18 protein-coding genes are annotated in these 22,036 nt (G+C 47.7%); 2 read left to right on the top strand and 16 right to left on the bottom strand.

Annotated features, from left to right (window positions below):
- Positions 1–196: 196 nt before the first annotated feature.
- The 6 genes from prpF to TOL_RS07865 form a co-directional block, all read right to left on the bottom strand.
- Positions 197–1,375 (bottom strand): 2-methylaconitate cis-trans isomerase PrpF, encoded by a 1,179-nt coding sequence (gene prpF / locus TOL_RS07890; RefSeq protein WP_015486795.1) that lies wholly within the window; start codon positions 1,373–1,375, stop codon positions 197–199.
- A gap of 332 nt (positions 1,376–1,707) precedes the next feature.
- A complete protein-coding gene (locus TOL_RS18290; RefSeq protein WP_015486794.1) occupies positions 1,708–2,928 on the bottom strand; it encodes a GGDEF domain-containing protein in 1,221 nt (406 codons plus the stop codon).
- A 424-nt stretch (positions 2,929–3,352) separates the two neighbouring features.
- Entirely contained in the window at positions 3,353–5,950 is a 2,598-nt protein-coding gene (acnD, locus tag TOL_RS07880) for a Fe/S-dependent 2-methylisocitrate dehydratase AcnD (protein WP_041588825.1), read from the bottom strand.
- 95 nt (positions 5,951–6,045) lie between these two features.
- On the bottom strand, positions 6,046–7,173 hold the full coding sequence (gene prpC / locus TOL_RS07875) for a bifunctional 2-methylcitrate synthase/citrate synthase (protein ID WP_015486792.1): 1,128 nt from the start codon (positions 7,171–7,173) through the stop codon (positions 6,046–6,048).
- A 77-nt stretch (positions 7,174–7,250) separates the two neighbouring features.
- Positions 7,251–8,141 carry a methylisocitrate lyase gene (gene prpB, locus TOL_RS07870; protein ID WP_015486791.1) on the bottom strand — a complete coding sequence of 297 codons (891 nt, stop codon included), beginning with the start codon at positions 8,139–8,141 and terminating at the stop codon, positions 7,251–7,253.
- Positions 8,138–8,809 (bottom strand): GntR family transcriptional regulator, encoded by a 672-nt coding sequence (locus TOL_RS07865; RefSeq protein WP_015486790.1) that lies wholly within the window; start codon positions 8,807–8,809, stop codon positions 8,138–8,140. Before TOL_RS07865 ends, prpB begins: the two co-directional genes overlap by 4 nt.
- A gap of 191 nt (positions 8,810–9,000) precedes the next feature.
- On the opposite strand from TOL_RS07865, the gene TOL_RS07860 reads away from it, so the two are divergent.
- Positions 9,001–10,236: an FAD-dependent oxidoreductase gene (locus tag TOL_RS07860; protein WP_015486789.1), complete on the top strand. Its 1,236-nt coding sequence runs from the start codon at positions 9,001–9,003 to the stop codon at positions 10,234–10,236.
- A gap of 61 nt (positions 10,237–10,297) precedes the next feature.
- Here the strand turns inward: TOL_RS07860 and rraA are convergent, their stop codons facing one another.
- From rraA to ppsA, 4 genes are read right to left on the bottom strand one after another with little or no spacing between them, the layout of a single operon-like run.
- On the bottom strand, positions 10,298–10,789 hold the full coding sequence (gene rraA / locus TOL_RS07855; protein WP_015486788.1) for a ribonuclease E activity regulator RraA: 492 nt from the start codon (positions 10,787–10,789) through the stop codon (positions 10,298–10,300).
- Positions 10,790–10,799: 10 nt separating this feature from the next.
- Positions 10,800–11,444: an NAD-dependent epimerase/dehydratase family protein gene (locus tag TOL_RS07850; protein WP_015486787.1), complete on the bottom strand. Its 645-nt coding sequence runs from the start codon at positions 11,442–11,444 to the stop codon at positions 10,800–10,802.
- A complete protein-coding gene (locus TOL_RS07845) occupies positions 11,437–12,375 on the bottom strand; it encodes an alpha/beta hydrolase (protein ID WP_015486786.1) in 939 nt (312 codons plus the stop codon). Before TOL_RS07845 ends, TOL_RS07850 begins: the two co-directional genes overlap by 8 nt.
- Positions 12,376–14,745, bottom strand: coding sequence for a phosphoenolpyruvate synthase (gene ppsA, locus TOL_RS07840; protein WP_015486785.1), 2,370 nt, complete (start codon positions 14,743–14,745; stop codon positions 12,376–12,378).
- Positions 14,746–14,833: 88 nt separating this feature from the next.
- On the opposite strand from ppsA, the gene ppsR reads away from it, so the two are divergent.
- Entirely contained in the window at positions 14,834–15,655 is an 822-nt protein-coding gene (gene ppsR / locus TOL_RS07835; RefSeq protein WP_015486784.1) for a posphoenolpyruvate synthetase regulatory kinase/phosphorylase PpsR, read from the top strand.
- On the opposite strand, the gene TOL_RS07830 is transcribed toward ppsR, so the two are convergent.
- The 6 genes from TOL_RS07830 to TOL_RS07805 form a co-directional block, all read right to left on the bottom strand.
- A complete protein-coding gene (locus TOL_RS07830; RefSeq protein ID WP_015486783.1) occupies positions 15,615–16,484 on the bottom strand; it encodes an alpha/beta fold hydrolase in 870 nt (289 codons plus the stop codon). The genes ppsR and TOL_RS07830 overlap by 41 nt on opposite strands.
- On the bottom strand, positions 16,465–17,160 hold the full coding sequence (locus TOL_RS07825) for a hypothetical protein (RefSeq protein ID WP_041588447.1): 696 nt from the start codon (positions 17,158–17,160) through the stop codon (positions 16,465–16,467). Before TOL_RS07825 ends, TOL_RS07830 begins: the two co-directional genes overlap by 20 nt.
- Before the next feature lie 137 nt (positions 17,161–17,297).
- Positions 17,298–18,938, bottom strand: a complete 1,641-nt coding sequence (locus TOL_RS07820; protein WP_015486781.1) for an OmpP1/FadL family transporter — start codon at positions 18,936–18,938, stop codon at positions 17,298–17,300.
- Positions 18,939–18,989: 51 nt separating this feature from the next.
- Positions 18,990–20,057: a hypothetical protein gene (locus tag TOL_RS07815; protein ID WP_015486780.1), complete on the bottom strand. Its 1,068-nt coding sequence runs from the start codon at positions 20,055–20,057 to the stop codon at positions 18,990–18,992.
- A 26-nt stretch (positions 20,058–20,083) separates the two neighbouring features.
- Positions 20,084–20,977, bottom strand: a complete 894-nt coding sequence (locus TOL_RS07810) for a C39 family peptidase (protein WP_015486779.1) — start codon at positions 20,975–20,977, stop codon at positions 20,084–20,086.
- 218 nt (positions 20,978–21,195) lie between these two features.
- Entirely contained in the window at positions 21,196–21,999 is an 804-nt protein-coding gene (locus TOL_RS07805; RefSeq protein WP_015486778.1) for a DUF6160 family protein, read from the bottom strand.
- Positions 22,000–22,036: the final 37 nt, after the last annotated feature.

The following is a 22,036-nucleotide window of genomic DNA, read 5'->3' as shown; positions in this document are numbered from 1 at the left end:
TCCCATCCCGCTAGATCTTGCTAACTTGGCAAAAAAAGCCCCGATGAATCGGGGCTTTTTTTGCCTAAAAATCAACATAAGTTTGAAAGATAAAAAATCAACAGACACAAAAAAGGCCACACTGAGTGCAGCCTTGATTTTTCACTTGTAAGCTACACAACATCTTAGCCATCAAGTGCCGGACTTAGCATACCCTTTAAAAAGTATCGCCCGGAACACGAACATTACCTTCCATAATGACACGCGCACTGCGGCTCATAACGGCCTTCGTCGCCGTCCACTCACCATCAACCAGCGCAGCCGCAGCACCAACGCGCAAGGTACCAGACGGATGTCCGAAGGTTACAGAGTCGCGCTCTACACCGCCAGCGGCTAAATTCACTAACGAGCCAGACACCGCCGCTGCAGTAGCAATCGCTACAGACGCTGTGCCCATCATGGCATGGTGTAATTTGCCCATCGACAATGCGCGCACACAAACATCGATATCGTTACTCGCGATCTGCTTGCCGCTAGACGCTTGATAATCTGTCGCTGGTGCAACAAACGCAATCTTGGGCGTGTGCTGACGCTCAACTGCTTCTGCGATATCTTTAATCAGCCCCATTTTCACCGCACCGTATGCGCGCATAGTTTCAAAACGAGCCAAGGCATCAGCGTCTGAGTTGATATCTTTCTGCAACTCTGTACCGGTATAGCCAATATCCGCAGCATTCATGAAAATAGTTGGAATACCGGCATTAATCATAGTCGCCTTGAAAGTGCCAATGCCCGGAACTTCGAGATCATCGACGACATTACCGGTTGGAAACATTGAACCTTCGCCATCGGCTGGATCCATAAATTCGATAACCACTTCAGCTGCCGGAAATGTCACACCGTCCAACTCAAAATCACCCGTTTCTTGTACTTCTCCATTGGTCATAGGCACATGAGCAATAATGGTTTTTTGGATGTTTTTTTGCCAAATACGAACAGTACAAATACCATTTTCAGGAATACGATCCGCATCAACCAAACCTTTGCTAATCGCAAACGCGCCGACCGCAGCCGTCAAATTGCCACAATTACCCGACCAATCAACGAAGGCTTTATTAATAGCCACTTGGCCAAACAAGTAATCAACATCGTGATCTGCCTGTTCGCTTTTTGCCAAAATAACCGTTTTCGATGTACTCGACGTTGCTCCGCCCATGCCATCAATCTGCTGACCGTAAGGATCTGGACTACCTATCACACGCAACAATATCGAATCACGCGCAGCGCCGGGCACTTGGGCTGCTTCAGGTAAATCAGTAAGACTAAAGAAAACGCCTTTTGACGTGCCGCCACGCATGTATGTGGCCGGAATCTTAATTTGTGGAGCGTGACTCATGAGTGACTTGCCTTAATCTGAGATGTTGAACAAAGCTGGCGCTAGTATATCGCATGCTAGAGTGAGTCTCTAATGCTCAAAACCGCCAAACTGTCGAAGCAACAACCAAGAAATAAGCCCTAGCAGCTTATTGCAACATAAACCGAACATCTCTATCGAATATCGCTATTTTTATGAGCTGTCGTAAATCTCACTAAGTGCCGATGACATATCAACTGGCGAAATAACTTTAGGTGATTGCATCCGCCATGTGGGAAATTAAACATCAGCGGCCACTATTGCCGCTGATGTTGTTTTTAGCTGGCTAAAAAAACTAATTTTTTACTTCTGATTCATTGCGACGCGCTGAAGCCAGGCAAGGCTTCAAGATCACCGTCAACGGACACCACACAATTGCGTTGCCGCTTGGCCAAATACAGGCGACGATCGGCGGCGTCGAGCATATCCATAAGGCTATCGGTAGCCTGAGTATCATCCATGCCTTGCAAACTCTCGATACTGGCCACACCGGCACTAACTGTCACGCTTGGTATCCTCTCATCCAGTGATACCCCAGCAACCAATTGACGCAAACGATCCGCGATTGCATGAGCTTTGGCGATTTCAGTGTCGTTCAGTAGTAGCAAAAATTCCTCATCACCCCAGCGACTCAGAGTATCGTTATCCTGCAGTTGTGAACTAATGCAGGCTGCAAACCCAGTCAGTACCTCATCGCCGATGGCGTGGCCATACAGATCATTGATTCGCTTGAAATGATCAAGATCAAACATCACCACTGACACCGGCCGACCATGACGCAGTGCCTGAGCCCATGCATCCTGTAGCAGCGGCATGATACCGTGCCTATTCACCGTACCAGTAAGAGCATCAGTTACAACAAGACGTTCGATGCGCGCACGTAAACGCTCATGCATCAACAATACAAAACCACCAGTAACTAACATCGCCATCGCCAATTGAAATACCAATACTGGTGCACGGAGGCCATCGCTTAGATTTTGTGAGGAGCTAGGCGGTATATCGACATCGTTCCATGTCAGCAATAAACCCAATCGCATTACCAGCGAAATCAGCATCATCAAGGCAATCAGCCGAGCACCCCAGAACCGCAGTAACGGCCTTAATACCCAAAGCGTGACCGCCGAGTAACCCATGGCCATGACACTGAATAGAAACATCTTATGCGAAAGCGATTCCAGCGGTAAGGCAAGCAGGTACAACAGTAGAGCCGAGCCCAAGGCTTGCGCAACCACCAAGATCGGACGCGCAGGATGACCCGCCACACTGCGCAATGCTTGCACATGAGCAACCAGACCTATGACTCCAAGACAGCCCGCAACACTGGTAAAGTCCCTCCCCACTGTAAATGGCAAACCGAGCAATGTAGCGACGGCCGCACACCGGCCCATCGCAAGCACAATATCGCCAAACACCCAGGTTCCAATCCCACGGGCATCATTCCCCATACCAATGCGAGACAGCAGCAACACCGCCGCCAGAGCGAGTGATGTTATTGCATTAGTGAGTAGCAGAGACGCAGGATCAAGAGTCAAGGTAGCGATCCTTGGATACCATGACCTCGGAAAAGGTTATAAACGGACATGACTTCCGCGAGGGTATTTGCCGAAGTTAATTGGACGGCTGATGTCTTCTTCGTCACAGTTGTTGTTTTGATCCCAATAAGGAGAAACTCAAATCACCACATGCGCAATAGAGTAACAATAAGATTACTGATGGATCTAATATTAGACATTAAAACTTCAATATCCACTACCGACACTGTTCACGAACCACTCACCTTCGTAATCTGTGGACTGCGGAGCACCAACGATCCTTTTGCCAACCTTCCAGCATCCGTTTAGGCAAAACTAGCGGAAGACTGATAAAGAGCCAAGATTTACGGATTGATTAGATGCACAAAAAAGCCCGCTCTCGTTACCAATAGCGGGCTTTTTCTTTACTTAATCCGTGTTTCGATTAAGCGTTTTTCAGGAAATCCTGAGCAAACTTCTGCAATACACCGCCAGCGTCGTAGGTGATTACTTCGTCTGCGGTATCCAAACGACAGGTCATTGGCACTTCTACAACTTCGCCGTTTTTACGGGTAATAACCAAAGTAAGATCACAGCGCGCTGAGCGCTCGCCGATGACGTCGTAAGTTTCCGTGCCATCGAGGCCGAGCGTTTTACGGGTTGTACCCGGTTTAAACTCCAGCGGCAATACGCCCATACCAATCAGGTTGGTACGGTGAATACGTTCAAAACCTTCGGCGGCAATGGCTTCTACACCGGCTAAGCGCACACCTTTGGCGGCCCAATCGCGTGACGAACCTTGGCCATAGTCGGCGCCAGCGACGATAATCAGTGGCTGTTTGCGTTCCATGTAGGTTTCAATCGCTTCCCACATACGGGTGACCTTGCCTTCCGGTTCGATACGCGCCAACGAGCCTTGTTGCACGTTGCCGTTATCGTCCAGCACCATTTCGTTCAGCAATTTCGGGTTAGCGAAGGTTGCACGCTGTGCGGTTAAGTGGTCACCGCGATGAGTTGCGTAAGAGTTAAAGTCTTCTTCCGGTACGCCCATTTTGTGTAGGTATTCGCCAGCCGCACTATTCATCAAGATCGCGTTCGATGGCGACAAGTGATCGGTGGTAATGTTGTCTGGCAGCACTGCCAAAGGACGCATGCCTTTTAGGCTGCGCTCGCCTGCTAAGGCTCCTTCCCAATATGGAGGACGACGAATATAGGTACTCATTGGGCGCCAGTCGTACAGTGGGCTATCGGCCTTTTTAAACTCGCCTAAATCAAACATAGGAATGTAGATTTCGCGGAATTGTTCTGGCTTAACGCTGGCTTTAACAATAGCGTCGATTTCTTCATCAGATGGCCAGATATCTTTCAAGCGTATTTCTTTGCCATCAACCACCGCCAATACGTCTTGTTCGATATCAAAGCGGATAGTACCGGCAATAGCATAAGCAACAACCAGTGGCGGCGATGCTAAGAAAGCTTGTTTCGCATACGGATGAATACGGCCATCGAAGTTACGGTTGCCCGATAACACGGCGGTGGCGTACAAATCGCGGTCGATAATTTCTTGCTGGATTACAGGATCAAGCGCACCCGACATACCATTACAGGTAGTACAAGCGAAGGCGACAATACCGAAGCCGAGCTTTTCTAATTCAGGTAATAAGCCAGAATCTTTTAAGTACAACTCAGCAACTTTAGAGCCCGGTGCAAATGATGATTTAACCCAAGGCTTACGCACTAAGCCCAGTTCGTTGGCTTTTTTCGCCAACAAGCCTGCCGCCACAACGTTGCGCGGGTTCGAGGTGTTGGTGCATGAGGTGATCGCCGCAATAATGACTGCGCCATCCGGCATAAGACCTTGCGCTTCCTCTGCTTGAGCGGATGCCAAGTTGCCAGATATACCTTTCGCCGCAAGATCGGCAGTCGATACGCGCGCATGCGGATTGGACGGGCCTGCAATGTTGCGACCCACGCTTGATAGATCAAAACTCAGTACGCGTTCGTACTCGGCGGTTTTAAGATCATCAGCCCAAAGGCCAGTTTCTTTCGCAAACGCTTCAACCAGAGCCACTTGTTCAGGCTCGCGGCCTGTTAGCGTTAAGTACTCGATGGTTTGTTCGTCAATTGAGAACATAGCAGCAGTTGCGCCATATTCTGGTGTCATATTGGAGATAGTTGCACGGTCGCCAATGGTTAAGCTTGATGCGCCTTCACCATAAAACTCTAGATAGGCCCCCACCACGCGTTCTTTACGCAAAAATTCGGTTAGCGCTAATACGATGTCGGTTGCGGTAATGCCAGACTGACGTTTGCCGGTTAGCTCAACACCGACGATGTCTGGAAGACGCATCATGGATGGATGACCGAGCATCACAGTTTCAGCTTCAAGACCACCAACACCCACAGAGATGACACCTAACGCATCTACGTGCGGGGTGTGCGAGTCGGTGCCGACACAGGTGTCTGGATAGGCAACGCCATCGCGCGCTTGCACTACAGGTGACATTTTCTCTAGGTTGATTTGGTGCATGATGCCGTTACCGGCCGGGATAACGTCGACGTTATCGAATGCGGTTTTGGTCCATTCGATAAAGTGGAAACGGTCTTCGTTGCGGCGCTCTTCAATGTCGCGGTTTTTCTGGAAAGCATCCGGATCAAAACCACCGCACTCAACAGCCAACGAGTGATCGACAATCAGCTGAGTTTGTACCACTGGGTTTACTTTTGATGGATCACCACCCTGCTCGGCGATGGCATCACGCAAGCCCGCTAAGTCGACCAAAGCGGTTTGACCTAAGATATCGTGAGTTACAACACGCGCTGGGTACCAAGGAAAATCCAGATCGCGCTTGCGATCAATTAACTGAACCAAAGATTCGGTTAACACCGCTGGATCGCAGCGACGAACTAACTGCTCGGCCAAAATACGCGAAGTGTATGGCAATTTGGCGTAAGCGCCTGGTTTAATCGCATCAACGGCTGCGCGAGTGTCATAGTATTCCAGCACACTATTCGGCAGTGGTTTGCGAAACTCAGTATTCATGTTGATCATGATGATCTCTCTCAAAATCTTTTAAGGTCGTAATAGCGGCTGCGATACGAGCGTCCGCAGCCCTAACATTCAATATTGCTTGCTAATTAACGCGCGCTAATCGCCGGTACTGAACGCGGCTCAACACCGACATAATCAGCGCTTGGGCGGATGATGCGGTTATCGGCGCGCTGTTCCATAACGTGTGCCGCCCAACCCGTGAGGCGGCTGCAGACGAAAATCGGGGTAAACAACTTGGTTGGAATGCCCATGTAGTTGTAAGCCGAAGCATGGAAGAAGTCGGCATTACAGAACAATTTCTTCTCGCGCCACATCACGGCTTCGCAACGTACAGAGATGTCATACAGAGAGGAGTTGCCATTTTCTTGTGCCAACTTCTCAGACCACACCTTAATAATGTCGTTACGTGGGTCAGATACGCTGTAAATCGCGTGACCAAAGCCCATGATTTTTTCTTTGCGAGACAACATGCCCAACAGGGTTTCTTCCGCGTGATCAGGGTTTTGCATACCTTCGATCAATTCCATCGCCGCTTCGTTTGCACCACCGTGCAACGGGCCGCGCAAAGAACCAATTGCCGCAGTAACGCAAGAGTGAATGTCACTTAGAGTTGATGCACATACGCGCGCGGTAAAGGTGGAGGCGTTGAATTCGTGTTCAGCATACAAAATCAAAGATACGTTCATCACTTGCTCGTGCAGTGCACTTGGCTTTTTGCCATGCAATAAATGCAAGAAGTGAGCGCCGATAGTGTCGTCGTCCGTTTCGGTTTCGATGCGCACACCATCGTGGGAAAAGCGATACCAGTAATTAATAATGGATGGGAAAGCCGCCAGCATACGGTCGGTCATATCTTGTTGTTGATCAAAGCTTTCTTCGGTTTCTAGATTACCCAATACCGAACAGCCGGTACGAATAACATCCATTGGATGCGCAGTTGCAGGAATGCGTTCAAGCACTTCTTTCAAAGCTTGCGGCAAGCCACGCATAGCTTTCAACTTAGTTTGATAATCGCTTAGCTCAGCTTGAGTAGGCAACTCGCCTTTCAGAATCAGATAAGCAACCTCTTCAAAAATGCAGTTGTTCGCTAAGTCTTTAACATCGTAGCCACGGTACGTTAAACCTGAACCTGATTTACCTACCGTCGATAATGCAGTTTTACCAGCAACCTGACCGCGCAAACCCGCGCCAGATAATTGTTTTGCTTCAGCCATGTATGTGTCTCCAAATCGATAATTGAAAATGTATCCGAAGTATGAGGCTCGACGTAGTGCCAACCCCTACTTCTTAATTACTTGTTTTTGCCTTCAGCAAAAAGCGCGTCCAACTTCTGTTCGAAGTCGTGGTAGTTCAAGTAATCGTACAGTTCCATACGGGTTTGCATTAGATCAACCACTTTTTTCTGGTCGCCTTCAGCAAGAATGCTTTTATATACCGTTTCCGCGGCTTTATTCATTGCGCGGAATGCACTCAATGGATACAAAACCATAGCAGCGCCCCACTCGCCCAACTGTTCGCGATTCCACAATTCGGTTTGGCCGAACTCAGTGATGTTTGCCAACAACGGCACATCAATCGCTGCAGCAAACTTACGGTAATCTTCTTCAGTCTTAATCGCTTCAGCGAAGATGCCATCAGCACCAGCAGCAACACAGGCTTGAGCACGAGTGATCGCAGCTTCTAGACCTTCTTGAGCAAATGCATCGGTACGCGCCATGATAAAGAAGCTAGGATCGATGCGCGCATCCACCGCTGCCTTGATACGATCAACCATTTCGTTTTCAGACACGATTTCTTTGTTAGGGCGATGACCACAACGCTTTTGTGCTACCTGATCTTCAATATGAACCGCGGCTGCGCCCGCTTTTTCCATCTGCTGAATAGTACGAGCAATATTGAAAGCCCCGCCCCAACCCGTATCGATATCAACCAGCAACGGCAGAGATGAAGCTGCAGTAATACGACGAACATCTTCAACAACATCATTCAGAGAGGTCATACCAAGGTCAGGCAAACCATAAGAAGCGTTAGCAACACCGCCACCGGAAAGGTAGATAGCTTGATGACCAATGCGTTCTGCCATCATGGCGGCATAGGCATTGATAGTGCCAACAATTTGCAATGGCTTATTGTCTTCTAGCGCTTTACGAAATTTTTGACCAGGTGTCATTCCAAGAGTCATGAGCGACCCTCCTCTTGTGCAAGTAGTATTTCAAGATTATTCAACGACGCCTGAATGTGGCGACGCATAAGTAATTCGGCAAGTTCCGCATCTCGACCAGCAATAGCCTCAACAATACGCTGGTGCTCTAGCAAAGCCTGCTGCGGACGCTTACTGCTGGTACTGGTTTGATAGCGATACATACGTACGATGTGATAGAGATCACCGCATAGCATCTGATGAAGACGATGATTCTTACTACCTTTGATAATACGGTAATGAAAATCAAGATCACCGGCTTTTTGGTAATAGCTCTGGCCTTGTTCAGCCGCAATGGAGTCTGCGTGCTCGCGCAGTAAGCCATGAAGCTCGTCAATTTCGACATCGGTCATACGCTCAGCCGCCAGCCTGCAAGCCATGCCCTCGAGCTCTAAACGGACTTCATAAATATCTTTGAGTTCTTGCAGACTAAGCGAAACAACGCGAGCACCCGCATGAGGGATGCGAACAACAAGATTGCGAGCTTCAAGCTTTTGAATGGCTTCACGCATAGGAGCGCGACTGCCGCCATAGCGTTCAACTAAATTCTGCTCCGACAAGCGCTCACCAGGACGTAATTCACCGCGAACAATGGCAGTCGCCAGCTCAGTGAATACTTTTTCTGCTAAGGTTAGAGCGATATCAGTCACGCGTATAATTTCTCCAGTTGTCGACAAACCAGTAAAAACTGACGCTAGATTACGCCTTTATCTCGATTTTTCAACTCGAAAAACGTAACGATTGTATACAATCCAAAGCTTTCCTCTTATTCCGTTGCTACAAATATGATCAGCAAGTACAGTGCTGGCCTAGTTGGAATGCATTAATAAGGGTTAGCAACATGCCATCGAACGAACGCATTGCCATTATCGGTTCAGGCATTGCAGGATTAAGTGCCGCTTGGCTCTTGTGCAAAGATCATCAAATCACCTTGTATGAAAAAGCCAGCAAAGCTGGGATGGGTATCTACAGTGTCAAAGTACCCAACTGCAACAAGACCGTCGACATACCGCTAAGGGTATTCACCCCTGCCTACTACCCTCACCTGCTTGAATTGTATGCAAGAGCGGGAGTGGTCACCGAAAAAACGAACCATTCAGCAGCTTATGCGGATGAAAACAATCGTCTATTTTTTCACTACGGCAACCTGTTATTAGGCGGTAAAAGCCTGAGCTTCCCGAAGCACCTATCCCCTAATTTACTACGCCTTCATGTAACAACCTTTCAGACGCTGCACGCAAACAAAGACAATACTGACCTATGCCAGCTAAATTTCGACGAGTTTTTAACACAAACAGGTCTCTGTAACGACTTTACCAAACGCATACTCCTACCCGCGCTTGCGACTGTTTGCACTTGTGATTACCAGGATGTACTTAACTACCCCGCTGATATCATCATTAAATATTTGACCTGCGGCGTTATGGAAGACGGACTACTGCGCGCCGTTGATGGTGTAGATGATGTGATTACCAAGCTGCTCGACCCAAGCGTGAACCTGAAAACCAATATAGTCATTAATAAAATTGAGCGCTCTGAAAATGGTGTTGAGATTCACACCAACGACAACACAGAAAGCTATGACCGCATTATTATTGCAACGCAACCTCACCATGCCGCCCTATTGCTCGGCGATTCCCAGCAATCGTCGTTACTCGCACAAGTCCCTATCGCCCAATCGCGAATGATAGTTCACACGGATGCAAATTTATTGCCTCCAAGCCTTCTACCACTGGCACCAGTAACTTACTACTTAGAAGAAGACGCTTCGCGTCCGGAGGCAGCCGTTCACTTAAACAAAGCAATTACTGAGCTCGATTGCCCAACCCCACTATTTCAAACATGGAATCCGCTGCGAACTCCGGCAGATGGCAGCATGCTAGCCGATGTGAAGTTCGATCGCCCAATTTTGACGAAGCAAAGCCGACAGGTAATCACAGCTCTGCGCGAACAATCGGCATCAGAACGCATATTGCTAACGGGCTCCTACCTCTGCGATGGCATTCCGCTACTCGACGGCGCAGTGCAGTCATCACTGCGTATCGCAAAACTTCTTAATAGCTCCCGAGCTTGGTAATCGCCCATAAAAAAACCGGCTATCGCCGGTTTTTTTTGACTCGCTTAATCTTTACCGCTCATTACTCAGGCATTGAAAGCGCCTTAGGAGAAACGATCACACCATTGTTATCAGCGTACACAAACTGGCCAGGCACAAACTCAACGCCGCCGAATTTAACAGTTACGTTTACATCACCTAAGCCACGCTTATCCGTTTTTAATGGATTAGTTCCCAACGCTTGAACGCCAAGTTCTGTTTCCATAATGGCATCAACGTCACGAATACAACCATAGATGATCAGGCCTTCCCAGCCATTTTTAGCGGCTTTCTCCGCCAGCATGTCACCCAAAAGCGCGTGGCGCATAGAACCGCCACCATCAACAACCATGACCTTGCCTTTACCGTCGGTATCAACCAACTCTTTCACTTTAGAGTTATCTTCAAAGCACTTAGCGGTAACAATTTCACCACCAAAGGATTCGTGTAAACCATAATTATTGAACATAGGTTCAACCACTTGAACTAGGTCTGGGTATTCATCACATAGATCAGGAGTTAGGTAATGATTCATATGTAAGTCCTTAATTTAAAAGAGAATTAATATCGCCAACGTTATAACGAAAAATTCCGTTAGGCGCTAGCGGTGTCTGCATTGCCATTGCCCGAGCAACCGCTTCGCCCGGCAACGATTGATAAGTACCCCAACACTTCACAGTTAGTAGTCGGGCTGCCAACCACTCAACTGGACGGCTCGATTCACGCGCTCCATAAATAACGGACGGCTGCCAAAACATCAGTGAATCAAAACCAATGGCCTCTACATCTTTTTCCATCTCGCCCTTTACACGACTGTAGAAAAATGATGACCGGACAGATGCGCCAAGCGCACTCACGACAGCAGCAGCATTAGCACCTGCTGCCCTTGCCCATTCCGCACAGCGAACAACAAGATGATGATCGACCACCTGCAGCCCTGCCTTGCCCGATACCTTTTGAGTCGTGCCTAGCGCGCAGTAAAAATCATCTACATGCTCAATCGCTGGCCGATCAAGCGCCGCAAATGTTTTAGCAATTACCTTTTCGTGAACTTTGATACTTTCTACTCGACGGGCTAATACGATAATGCGTTGATACCGATCCGACTCAATTAAATGACTCAGTAGATGGGAACCTACCAAGCCCGTAGCACCAACGATTAACGCCGTTTTAGCCTGCACTTCAGGCATACGCACTGAGCCAACGCGAAATCAGTGGCCATACGTCTTTTTCGGCTGGACGACTAACCACCATATCGATATGGCCATAGTCTTCTGAAAAACCGTTAGCCTTACTGAGTAAAACATCCTCTTTAGGACCACCGTATTGGCGATAAAAACGCTGGCAATATTTGGCAGGATCCGTGGTATCGGCAACACCAGATAGCCCGAGCAAGGGTGTTGACGACAAACGCCAAAGCGGCAACAAATCTTTTGCTTGCGCCTTCCAGCGACCAAACCAATCTTGGCGCGCCAAGTATTCGTTAATAACGCCGGCCGGTTCATTTTCTGGACCGATCCGCAACTGACGCCCATCCAATTCTTGACGAAATGAGACGATTCGACGCAGCACAAAACCAACGCCAGGAAACCACAAGTACCAAGGGCGCATTACCATCTGAGAACCAATGAGCACAATACCAGAAGGCTTTTGCGGTAACGCTCGCGCCGCCAGTGCAGTGGCTATCATGCCACCGCCCAGTGAATGTCCGATCCAAGCTGGCGTTCTGCCAGTTTGTTCGGCAACAAAGGCTTGTGCAGCAGGCAAATCGTACAAGGCATAACGCTCAACAGAGTTATTCACGTAATCTTGGTTACGCGGCGACAAGCCGTGTCCACGATGTTCCAAGAGCCATACATCAAAGCCCTCATCCAACAAAAACCTAGCCAAGCCCTGACCACTTCGTGACAACCAAAAGCCACGATTGGTGAAACTACCGTGCACTAAGATCAACGGCAGTCCGGAATGACTGACATCTTGACGCCCGAGACGAGAAATAGCGATTTGCACACTATGGTCAGGATCAAGATTGTGCTTGATCAAATACGTATCTTCCGTGATAGCTCCGACACAATCTGCTTTTAGCAAAGAGACCGGAAATAGTTCGCTGCTGCTTTTCATTTAGCCCTGCTTACCTGCAAGAAAAAACCACGTATCCAAAACTGAATCTGGGTTCAATGAGATACTGTCGATTCCGTGATCCATTAACCACTTAGCAAAATCAGGATGATCCGATGGGCCCTGACCGCAAATACCTATGTACTTGCCCGCTTTTTTACAAGCGTTAATGGCATTTTCCAACAAGGCCAAAATCGCCTCGTTACGCTCGTCAAATAAGTGCGCAATAATACCGGAGTCGCGATCTAGCCCCAATGTCAGCTGGGTTAAATCGTTCGATCCAACTGAAAATCCATCGAAGTGCTCTAGGAACTTGTCAGCCAAAATCGCATTAGCTGGTAGCTCGCACATCATGATCAACCGCAAACCATTCTCGCCGCGGCGTAAACCGTTTTCAGCCAGCAGCTCGACTACCTGCTCAGCCTCGCCAACAGTGCGAACAAACGGCACCATAATCTCGACATTGGTAAAACCCATTTCGTCGCGGACTTTACGCATAGCTCGGCACTCAAGCTCGAAACAATCGCGGAAGTTTTTAGATATGTAACGAGACGCACCACGGAAGCCCAGCATTGGGTTTTCTTCCTCTGGCTCGTATAACCGACCGCCAATGAGGTTAGCGTATTCGTTCGACTTGAAGTCTGACAAGCGAACAATCACTCGCTTTGGCCAGAATGCAGCTGCAAGAGTCGAAATACCCTCGACCAGCTTCTCAACGTAAAACTCAACTGGGCCAGCATAGCCCGATATGCGTCGTTCAACGGTTGGACGCAATTCATCGGGCAACTGGTCGAAGTTCAGCAGCGCTTTAGGATGCACGCCGATCATGCGGTTAATAATGAACTCCAAACGCGCCAAACCAACGCCAGCATTTGGCAAGGATTGGAAGTCGAAGGCACGGTCAGGATTGCCAACGTTCATCATAATTTTCAGATCAAGATCTGGCATGGATTCAACGCTATTCGTACGCACGTCAAAATCCAATGCGCCTTCGTAGACAAACCCCGTATCACCCTCTGCGCAAGATACTGTTACTTCATCGCCATCTTTGAGCTTTTCAGTCGCATCTTCGCAACCAACCACTGCCGGGATGCCAAGTTCGCGCGCGATAATCGCTGCATGACAAGTACGTCCACCACGGTTAGTAACAATAGCCGCTGAGCGCTTCATTACAGGCTCCCAATCAGGGTCCGTCATATCAGCAACCAGAACTTCGCCGTCCTGCACCATATCCATGTCGTCAATGTTACGGACTACACGAACACGCCCCTTACCAATACGATGACCAATGCTGCGACCTTCTGCCAAAACGTTACCTGTTTCTTTCAACAAGTAACGCTCCATAACGGTTTTACTGGCGCGACTTTTAACCGTCTCTGGACGAGCTTGGACGATATAAAGTTGACCATCGTCACCGTCTTTCGCCCATTCGATATCCATTGGACGGCCATAATGACGCTCGATAATCATCGCTTGCTTAGCGAGCGTTTCAGCCTCGGCATCTGTTACCGAAAAAACTTGGCGCAATTCTCGATCGACACGCTGAGTCTCAACTGAGTTGCCGACTGACGCATCCGCGCTGTACACCATTTTAATCGCTTTGCCACCTAAATTGCGTCGCAATATCGCTGGCCGACCAGCATCAAGGTTGGCTTTATGAACATAGAATTCATCGGGGTTAACAGCCCCTTGTACGACGGTTTCACCTAAGCCATAGGATGAAGTGACGAATACAACTTGGTCGAAGCCGGATTCTGTATCAAGGGTAAACATCACACCGCTGGATGCTGTCTCACTGCGTACCATGCGTTGAATGCCTGCGGATAATGCGACTTTATGATGATCGAACCCCTGATGCTCGCGATAAGCAATCGCGCGATCATTGAATAGAGAAGCAAATACATCTCGAATTGCGTGGAGAACGTTCTCAACACCAACAATATTCAAGTGTGTTTCTTGCTGACCAGCAAATGAGGCGTCGGGTAAATCCTCTGCTGTGGCGGAAGAGCGAACCGCTAAGGCCACCGTTTCATTACCTTCTTGCAGCTCAATCAGCGCTTTGCGCACCGCGGCCTCTAATGCTGGAGGTAATGGCGCTTCGTGAATCCATTGGCGTATTTGCTCGCCTGTCGTCGTCAACGCTGGAATATCGTTAACATCCAAACCCGCAAGCGCCTGCGCAATTCGACCATCCAGACCTTCGTAGCTTAAAAACTCTCGATAGGCGTCCGCAGTTGTGGCGAATCCGTTTGGAACCGATACTCCAGCGTTGGTGAGATTACTGATCATTTCCCCGAGAGATGCATTCTTGCCACCCACTCGTTCAACATCTTCAATGGAAACCTGATCGAACCTAAGTACGTAATCGGTCAACGCGTTTCTCCTCTGCCTTTTAACGTGGGGTCTAATCGCCTATAGTGGCGACTGCGTAATACTAAGTGCACACCAGATAAATTTCCATATGAAGCGATACGCCTACTTTATTTCCGACGGTACCGGCATCACTGCTGAAACTCTGGGCAACAGCCTGCTTTCACAGTTTGATAAAATACAATTTGAACGCGTCACTCTGCCTTACATCGACTCAGTTGAAAAGGCCGAGGCCGCCGTGGCTAAAATAAATCAAGCTGCCATAGACTCTGAGTCATCTGCGATTGTGTTTGACACTATCGTCGATAAAAACATCCGCGCAATTATCGATACTGCCGATGCATTCAAAGTTGACATATTTGCAGCGTTTTTAGCTCCGTTAGAGCGCGAACTCAACGTCGACTCGTGCTATACCGTTGGCAAATCACACTCACCGACGGATTCGGCCAATTATCTCAGTCGAATCGACGCAGTCAACTTCGCGCTCGATAACGATGATGGTGCTAAGACTCGGCATTATGAAGAAGCTGACATCATTTTAATCGGGGTCTCACGATCAGGAAAAACACCAACCTGCCTCTATTTGGCGATGCAGTTTGGTATAAAAGCCGCCAATTACCCTCTGACAGAGGATGATATGGCAGACTTATCTTTGCCGGCGTTTTTACAAATGCACAAGCATAAGTTATTTGGCTTAACCATTGATCCCGATAGACTATCTGCAATTCGTAATGAAAGACGAGCTAACAGCCGCTATGCGTCATTGAAGCAATGTTATCACGAAGTGGACGAGGTGGAGCTGCTATATCAACGTGAACAGATTCAATCAATTAGCACTACAGATAAATCCATTGAGGAAATTTCGACGCGAATTATGGCGCTGGCTGGTCTGCAACGCCGCCTTCAGAGCTAGCTCTCTCATTCATATGCCGTGCAATCCAGCGCGGCTTCATAAACACCAAGCTGTGATCAGCATTGGGGACTGCGTAGTACGTCCAGTCATTCGCATTTTCGGCTAACAAACGATGACGACCATGCATGGAGGCATAGCTCAACTCACCAACAAAGCTTGCGCCAGAAACCTTAGGCATCCAACGGGTAAAAATACCAGCACCACGCAACAAAGCATCACTAACAGCATGCAACGCCTGAGCAAAACCCTGCGACTCGCCCATCAAGCGCTGCACTGTAATTTCGTCCGCGCGACCGCGCTTTAAACGGTGAGGTGATACCAAATCTAGAAATTCAAAAAAAGGAACACTGTCATCCGGCGCTTCAGCAATATGCTCCGCGACGCGAATATACTCCTCGCCACGCTGCCGTAGCTCAACAGCATCACCCGAAAAGAGCATCGCCGGCTCGATTAAAAAACAATGCCCAATAGTAAAATCACCCAGCAAGTCAGCCGTCACCAAGCCGCCAAAACTATACCCGGCAATATCAAAACAATCCCAATCCAGAGCAACTAACAACTCTCGAATTGCTTCCACGTAATCGGCGACTACGGGCCAAGGCTTATGCCCTATAAATTTACTAGCACCCATACCGGGCAAATCAGGAATTAAGACCTCGTCCCACTCACTCAAGTAATTGGCGATAAAGGTCCAGGTAAGCTCACCGGCAACGCCAGCACCATGCAATAGAACTAGACGCCGATGTTTTTTCGATTCGTGCGGGTACTGCAATAACGCGGCATGAGTATCCGCTACCGCCGTGCGGATATTAATCGGGTGATGTTCCATCGGCCCACTTAACTTCTAAAGACATGGTTTTTGTTGTGGCGCCCTCGAGGTAAATAATCATGGCCGCCACATCAGCATCCTCAAGCAAAATACGAGTCTCCTGATAAGCAACACTGTGCCAATTCTCTGGATACTCATGCAGACCCAATTTATTGTCAAAATAAAGGGGCTTCAAATCACTATTTAAAGCAATAATTGACGCCTCTACCGGCTCACCTCGAACACGCAAAACCACAAAACGCTGACCGGAAGTTTTCTTTCCCGCCTTACCTATTCGCACATACCAAGCAGGACGATCTCCTTGCTTCAATGCAAACGGCATAAGCAAATCAGGATCAGGATACATGCGAGATTTAAAGGGTGTCAGGGCATCAATAAATGCTTGCTCATACATATTGCAGCAGGCGCCATCCTGTACCTTTTCATCTAAACGAAATGGTGGGGCAAATATATGATCATGACTCTCGGTAACGCTCTGGGCCGCCTCCTCTTCGTCTTCCAGACCTTCGGGACGCATCTCCGTATGAACAATACCAGCCTCATCAATCCAAATATAAAAAGGTGGCTTATCTTCTAAATCTTGTTTTTGCTGAATTTTGAGCTCGTCTTCCGATAAATACTGAGTATCGTCGCCGGGCAACTTTGGAATATCTCCACCTACAACCGGCGCAGGCATATCTTTCTTCGCGCTAGATTTGTCAGCTGAGGTATCTTTAGGAACAACACTATTATGGATGCGACCTTCTGCATCAATCCAAGTGTAATACTCATCTTCGGCATATGCCGAAGATGAGCAAATAATAGCTAATACTATTAGAACTTGGTGCGGAAACTGATACCAGCGGCGCCAATGGTTAGCTTGGTGTCGATATCCAGACCTGGATACGGGTTGGTCACAACACATGTTAAACAGTTCCGGTTAAGTGAATTACTTGAATTAGGATAGTCATCAAAATTCTCAGCATTTTGTGGATCAGCACGGATATGCTGAACTGACTTCATAAAGCTCAAAGACAAGTCTACAACAGTATCCAAGTCCCACTGGTAACCTAAACCAACGCCGTACAACCGTGCAAAGCCAATAGGAGCCTGCAGACTACGAGAGTCGTCTGGAATAGAACTCTTACGAGGCTCCAAACCTGCACGTAGCTGAATACGTGAGTTAAGATCCCAAGATGCACCCACTTTATAATTCCACACACTCTTAAAGTTTAGCGGCATCGTCAGAGTAGAGGATGTCACCAAATCAGGAGACAAGGTTCTCGCTGTCGATAAAAAGCTCACATCGCGGTCAAACTCAAAATACAGCTCATCCCACTTATCGTAGTCGGTCCAACCTAAATCCAAATTCAGATGGAAAACATCAAAATACTGGAATGCCACACCGGCCTGAAAATGCTGAGGATATGTCAGTTCGGTAGTAACAAAACCTCGCTCTCGCTTATTACCCGTAGGCAATGAGAATATCGCCCCACCAATAGCACCAATAATAGACGACCTAAAATTACGGAAGAAATCCGCAAATTCATCGGTATATTCCAAGTCATAATCGCCTTTCAATTGGCTCGTTGCTTCACTTTGATAGCCTACGCCAAACTTAAACCAGCCATTCGGCTCCCACAACAAACCAAGGTTAAATGAGGGTGACAGACTCTCAGTAGTGTTAATCTTCAAAGTACCGACATCATCAAATGGACCAACATTACCGCCACATAGCGTCAATAAAGGCGCCAGCGGATCGTTACCGGTAGGCTCACCCGTCTCAGCATCAAAACACCCAAACGCATCTTGAAGCTCCTCAAGCACGCCGACCAGAATGTTAGGTGCGCGAATATCTTGCTCAAGTGCAACCGCCTGATGCGAAAACAGCAGACCTGCGCCCACAGAAAACTCATCAGTCACCTTGTAACCAAATGATGGAGACAAATAAGTTAAGCGCTGAAGTGCAATCGTTTTAGCCTGATAGCGCCCTGGATCATCATCACCCTTTGAAAAGCCGGCAGCCATTGGCGCATAAACAGCGTTCGCAAATGTGAATTTAGAGCCCGGTGGATTAATAGATATACCGGCCGAAGGCAACGCCAACACAGGTAAAGGAACGCCAACCAAACCATATCCGGGGATATAAATAGCCACATCAGCATGGCTATTGCCTTCATTCAAAACTGGGTCTTCATGTATAGGCAAAAGCCCAGATTCGGTATCGTCATATCCTTTAGGCAGCGCAAAAGAAGCCTCAGAACGCAACATAACACCCTGTAACTGAACCTGAACCTGACGCCCTTCCAGCTTCGTCAAACCGGCGGGGTTGAAGTGAATATCCATGATACCAGTTGGATCAGCAGTCACTGCGTTACCCAACGACATTGCCTTGGTATCAATAAACAGGTTCTGTACGAGTTCTGCTTTTGCAAGACTCGGTACTAACAATGCCACCAACAGTAAAATTCGCATATTGTGTCGCCATAACCTTGTCATTTTTATAGTTTTATTAGCCATGACTGGTTAGTTACCAGCAGAAGGTTTAATACCCTCGACATCAATCGGTAGAGACAAACCAAGCAAAATATCCGGGGACAACTCTGTCATACCAAAACCAACGTTTACGTTAGCAATTGTTTTTGGAGACACCCGCACACCAAGAGCAAAGTTCATAATACCGCTCATTTGACTGCCTGATACTGAGCTAACAGTTGAACCCGTAGCAGTATCATATAATTCAAAACGCGATTGATCGTTAAACGACCCTTGGAATGAAGCGCTCAAAGATACGTCGTACGACAACGAATAAGCAAAGCCCATAGAAAAGGATAAGCTACTGCCAGAATGCACTTCACGAAGAATCGAACTACCTCGGCGTTGATTTAGATCGGTTAATGGCAGCGTGTAGCCATAACTTAACGAGCCGAATAGAACCACTGGATCAAGAACCTTAGAAGCACTCACCCCGCCACTCAAACCCCAAGTACCGGAACCAGTCGGCAAGCTTTTCGTTTCATCTATTTCATAGGGGCTATCGCCTGTAGGCAAGCGTAACGTTGCAAAGTAGGTCTGACTAATTTTGCCTGGAACATATTCAAATGGCTGCCAACGAACCGTACCTGAAAGATCACCTACGCCGTAGGCAGTAAGCTCATCTTCTGTCTCAAACTTCGCAATCAGCGGTAAACGACCACCAATTGTCACGTTATCCATCAATCCATAATCCAATGAAAACGAGTTCGTCATGGTATGGCTGGCCACAGGACTCACATTTGCACTGCTAATCGTAGAGTCGCCAGTTACTTGGCCATCACTATTCACGTTAGGAGTGATTGTTAAATCAATCCGCTGATCGCCGTAGTAGCTATAATCAAAGTTGTAGTTAACGGAAACGCCGCCACGTTTCAACATCGAATAATTCTTTTCTGCTGCCTCGAAAACCTGCTCAAGTGCCTTTTCAGTATCAGCGTCGTTATCCTGCTTGGTGAGGGCTTCACGTGCCTTATCCATATCGGCTGCTTCATCAGCAACAACTGCACTGGCAAATGCCAACAATAAGGGGATCGAAATTAGTTTGGTACGAATCAACATGGAAATTCCTTAATTCTTTATCGTTATTATTTTCTGCGGAAGCGAAGGTGCTTCTCAATTACATCTGAGCGATCAGTGGCAACATATGTATTGAAGTCATCCGGATCGGCACCATCAGCCTTCGTTTCTACGAGAACCTCGTAGACGATATTTCCGTCCTCATTTCTTACTGCCTTACCGTCAGCATCTAACTTAGGTCCAAAGCTCGTCTGAGCATTGTCTTTCATCGCGTAAATCTGATTGCTAATCGTATGCTCGCTACGAATTTGGAATTCAGGAAATTCACGGAAAGTATTTTCCGCAATAATATAATCAGAAACAAAACGCATATCTTCTTCGTGCAACTCTAGACCGGTTGCGGGTTTGTGGCCGTTCGGAAACACTATAAAAAGAACGTTATTGTCCCAAATTTCGAGAAATCTCGGCAACGTAAAACTTATATTCCCCAACGCTGGATCAGCCACATAAACGCGCCCTTCATATACAGAACGAATCACAATGAAATGCTTGAAACCTGCATAGTGGATCGGCGCAATCGCAGGATGATCTAAAGCTATTAGATCCTCCTCTTCAGCCTTAAACCCGCCAGATGGATGTCCTAGCGCAGTTACCAAACGCTTCATATCGAGCAGTGAGAAACCGCGACGCTGAACGATGCGCTCGGTTTCGCCGAAGCGCAGCAAACCTTCCATCACTTGGCGCTCTTGGAAGTTTCTACCCAAGTAGTAATCCAACAAGGTTGTTAATGCAGCAGAGCCACAAGAATAATCATAGACTTGACGTACCACGTTTTTAAAACGCTTAACGGAGAGTGGCTCCACGTTGACTACCTGATCTTGCTGATAATCTTCGTTTACCGCAACACGAACGATGGTATCGCCGGGCTGACGATCGTTCACGATGGCCAGCTCGTGCACCATAGCAAACCCAATTAGTGATCCTAGAAGAATGACAAACACTACACGTAGGCCAAAGGCCCCTCCGTATTGTTATTATAATTTTGTTTAGTCATCTTACATGTTACATAAAATCACACTATCTACCAACCAAAAATGCGCCATCGGCGCACTTTTTTGTCTTATTTTAGGCATAAAAAAACCCGCCTAAGCGGGTTTTTTTATTTCACCAGCAAATGATCTTAGTGACCAGATACAGTGATAGTTGCACCAGCCATTTGGATGTTGCTGATACCAACAGAACCAATTGATGGGCCTGCAGTAAATACGCCGGTAGTAGCGTCAGTTGTGCCGCCTAGAGTAACTGCACCTAGGGTCAAGTCACCAGCAATGCTGTTAACTTTGATGTTGAAGCCGCTTGCGTCAGCCCACATAGTGGTATCAACTTCCACGTTCTGGCCGTCGTTATCAAAAGTGATACCGCTCACGCCAACTTGACCGTCAAGTGCAGACAAAGAACCGGCAGTAATCTTGAAAGAAGACTGAGAATCGATCACGGTCTTAGTGTCAGCAGTGAAAACACCAGCTGCATCATAAGTACCTTTACCGATAGTAGTGTTTGACACACCCAAATCCATTGACAAGCTCAAGCCTGAGATCAGATTACCAGAGTTAGCGCCAGCAGCATTAACCAAATCAACCGAACCAACACCAATCTTAAGACCAGAAACAGCGCTAGTAGCAATATTCATGATACCGTCTGAAGTAATATCGATCACGTTTTCAATAGTCAGAGTACCAGAGTCAGTACCAACAGTAACAGTGCTTAGAGACAAGCTACCGCCATCAGCCACATCAGTATCAGTGTAAAGGATTTCACCAATAGAAATAGCGTTAGCGCCTTCCAATGTAATGTTCAAATCGATACCAGCTTGACCAGTCGCAGCAGACATAGTCGCTTCATCCATAGCAACCAACTCAGCGTTAGCAGCGAAAGATACTGCAGCGATTGATACTGCTAGTGAAGCTTTTTTAAGAAATTTCATTTGTGCACACTCCTGATTGTTTTTCTATTATGTCGGC

It is taken from the genome of Thalassolituus oleivorans MIL-1 (assembly GCF_000355675.1).
In the GTDB taxonomy this organism is placed as follows: Bacteria; Pseudomonadota; Gammaproteobacteria; order Pseudomonadales; family Oceanobacteraceae; genus Thalassolituus; species Thalassolituus oleivorans.
The sequence above is the reverse complement of the archived record's forward strand: the minus strand, read 5'-3'. Positions and strand labels throughout refer to the sequence as shown.

What these genes read in the sequence shown, in the direction of transcription:
- TOL_RS07805 (WP_015486778.1), bottom strand. Translation starts at nt 21,999, where the DNA reads ATGAAATTTCTTAAAAAAGCTTCACTAGCAGTATCAATCGCTGCAGTA.
- acnD (WP_041588825.1), bottom strand. Translation starts at nt 5,950, where the DNA reads ATGAATACTGAGTTTCGCAAACCACTGCCGAATAGTGTGCTGGAATAC.
- TOL_RS07820 (WP_015486781.1), bottom strand. Translation starts at nt 18,938, where the DNA reads ATGCGAATTTTACTGTTGGTGGCATTGTTAGTACCGAGTCTTGCAAAA.
- TOL_RS07845 (WP_015486786.1), bottom strand. Translation starts at nt 12,375, where the DNA reads ATGAAAAGCAGCAGCGAACTATTTCCGGTCTCTTTGCTAAAAGCAGAT.
- TOL_RS07860 (WP_015486789.1), top strand. Translation starts at nt 9,001, where the DNA reads ATGCCATCGAACGAACGCATTGCCATTATCGGTTCAGGCATTGCAGGA.
- TOL_RS07815 (WP_015486780.1), bottom strand. Translation starts at nt 20,057, where the DNA reads ATGTTGATTCGTACCAAACTAATTTCGATCCCCTTATTGTTGGCATTT.
- rraA (WP_015486788.1), bottom strand. Translation starts at nt 10,789, where the DNA reads ATGAATCATTACCTAACTCCTGATCTATGTGATGAATACCCAGACCTA.
- TOL_RS07810 (WP_015486779.1), bottom strand. Translation starts at nt 20,977, where the DNA reads ATGGTGCACGAGCTGGCCATCGTGAACGATCGTCAGCCCGGCGATACC.
- TOL_RS07830 (WP_015486783.1), bottom strand. Translation starts at nt 16,484, where the DNA reads ATGGAACATCACCCGATTAATATCCGCACGGCGGTAGCGGATACTCAT.
- TOL_RS07825 (WP_041588447.1), bottom strand. Translation starts at nt 17,160, where the DNA reads ATGCCTGCGCCGGTTGTAGGTGGAGATATTCCAAAGTTGCCCGGCGAC.
- TOL_RS07850 (WP_015486787.1), bottom strand. Translation starts at nt 11,444, where the DNA reads ATGCCTGAAGTGCAGGCTAAAACGGCGTTAATCGTTGGTGCTACGGGC.
- prpB (WP_015486791.1), bottom strand. Translation starts at nt 8,141, where the DNA reads ATGACTCTTGGAATGACACCTGGTCAAAAATTTCGTAAAGCGCTAGAA.
- prpF (WP_015486795.1), bottom strand. Translation starts at nt 1,375, where the DNA reads ATGAGTCACGCTCCACAAATTAAGATTCCGGCCACATACATGCGTGGC.
- prpC (WP_015486792.1), bottom strand. Translation starts at nt 7,173, where the DNA reads ATGGCTGAAGCAAAACAATTATCTGGCGCGGGTTTGCGCGGTCAGGTT.
- ppsR (WP_015486784.1), top strand. Translation starts at nt 14,834, where the DNA reads ATGAAGCGATACGCCTACTTTATTTCCGACGGTACCGGCATCACTGCT.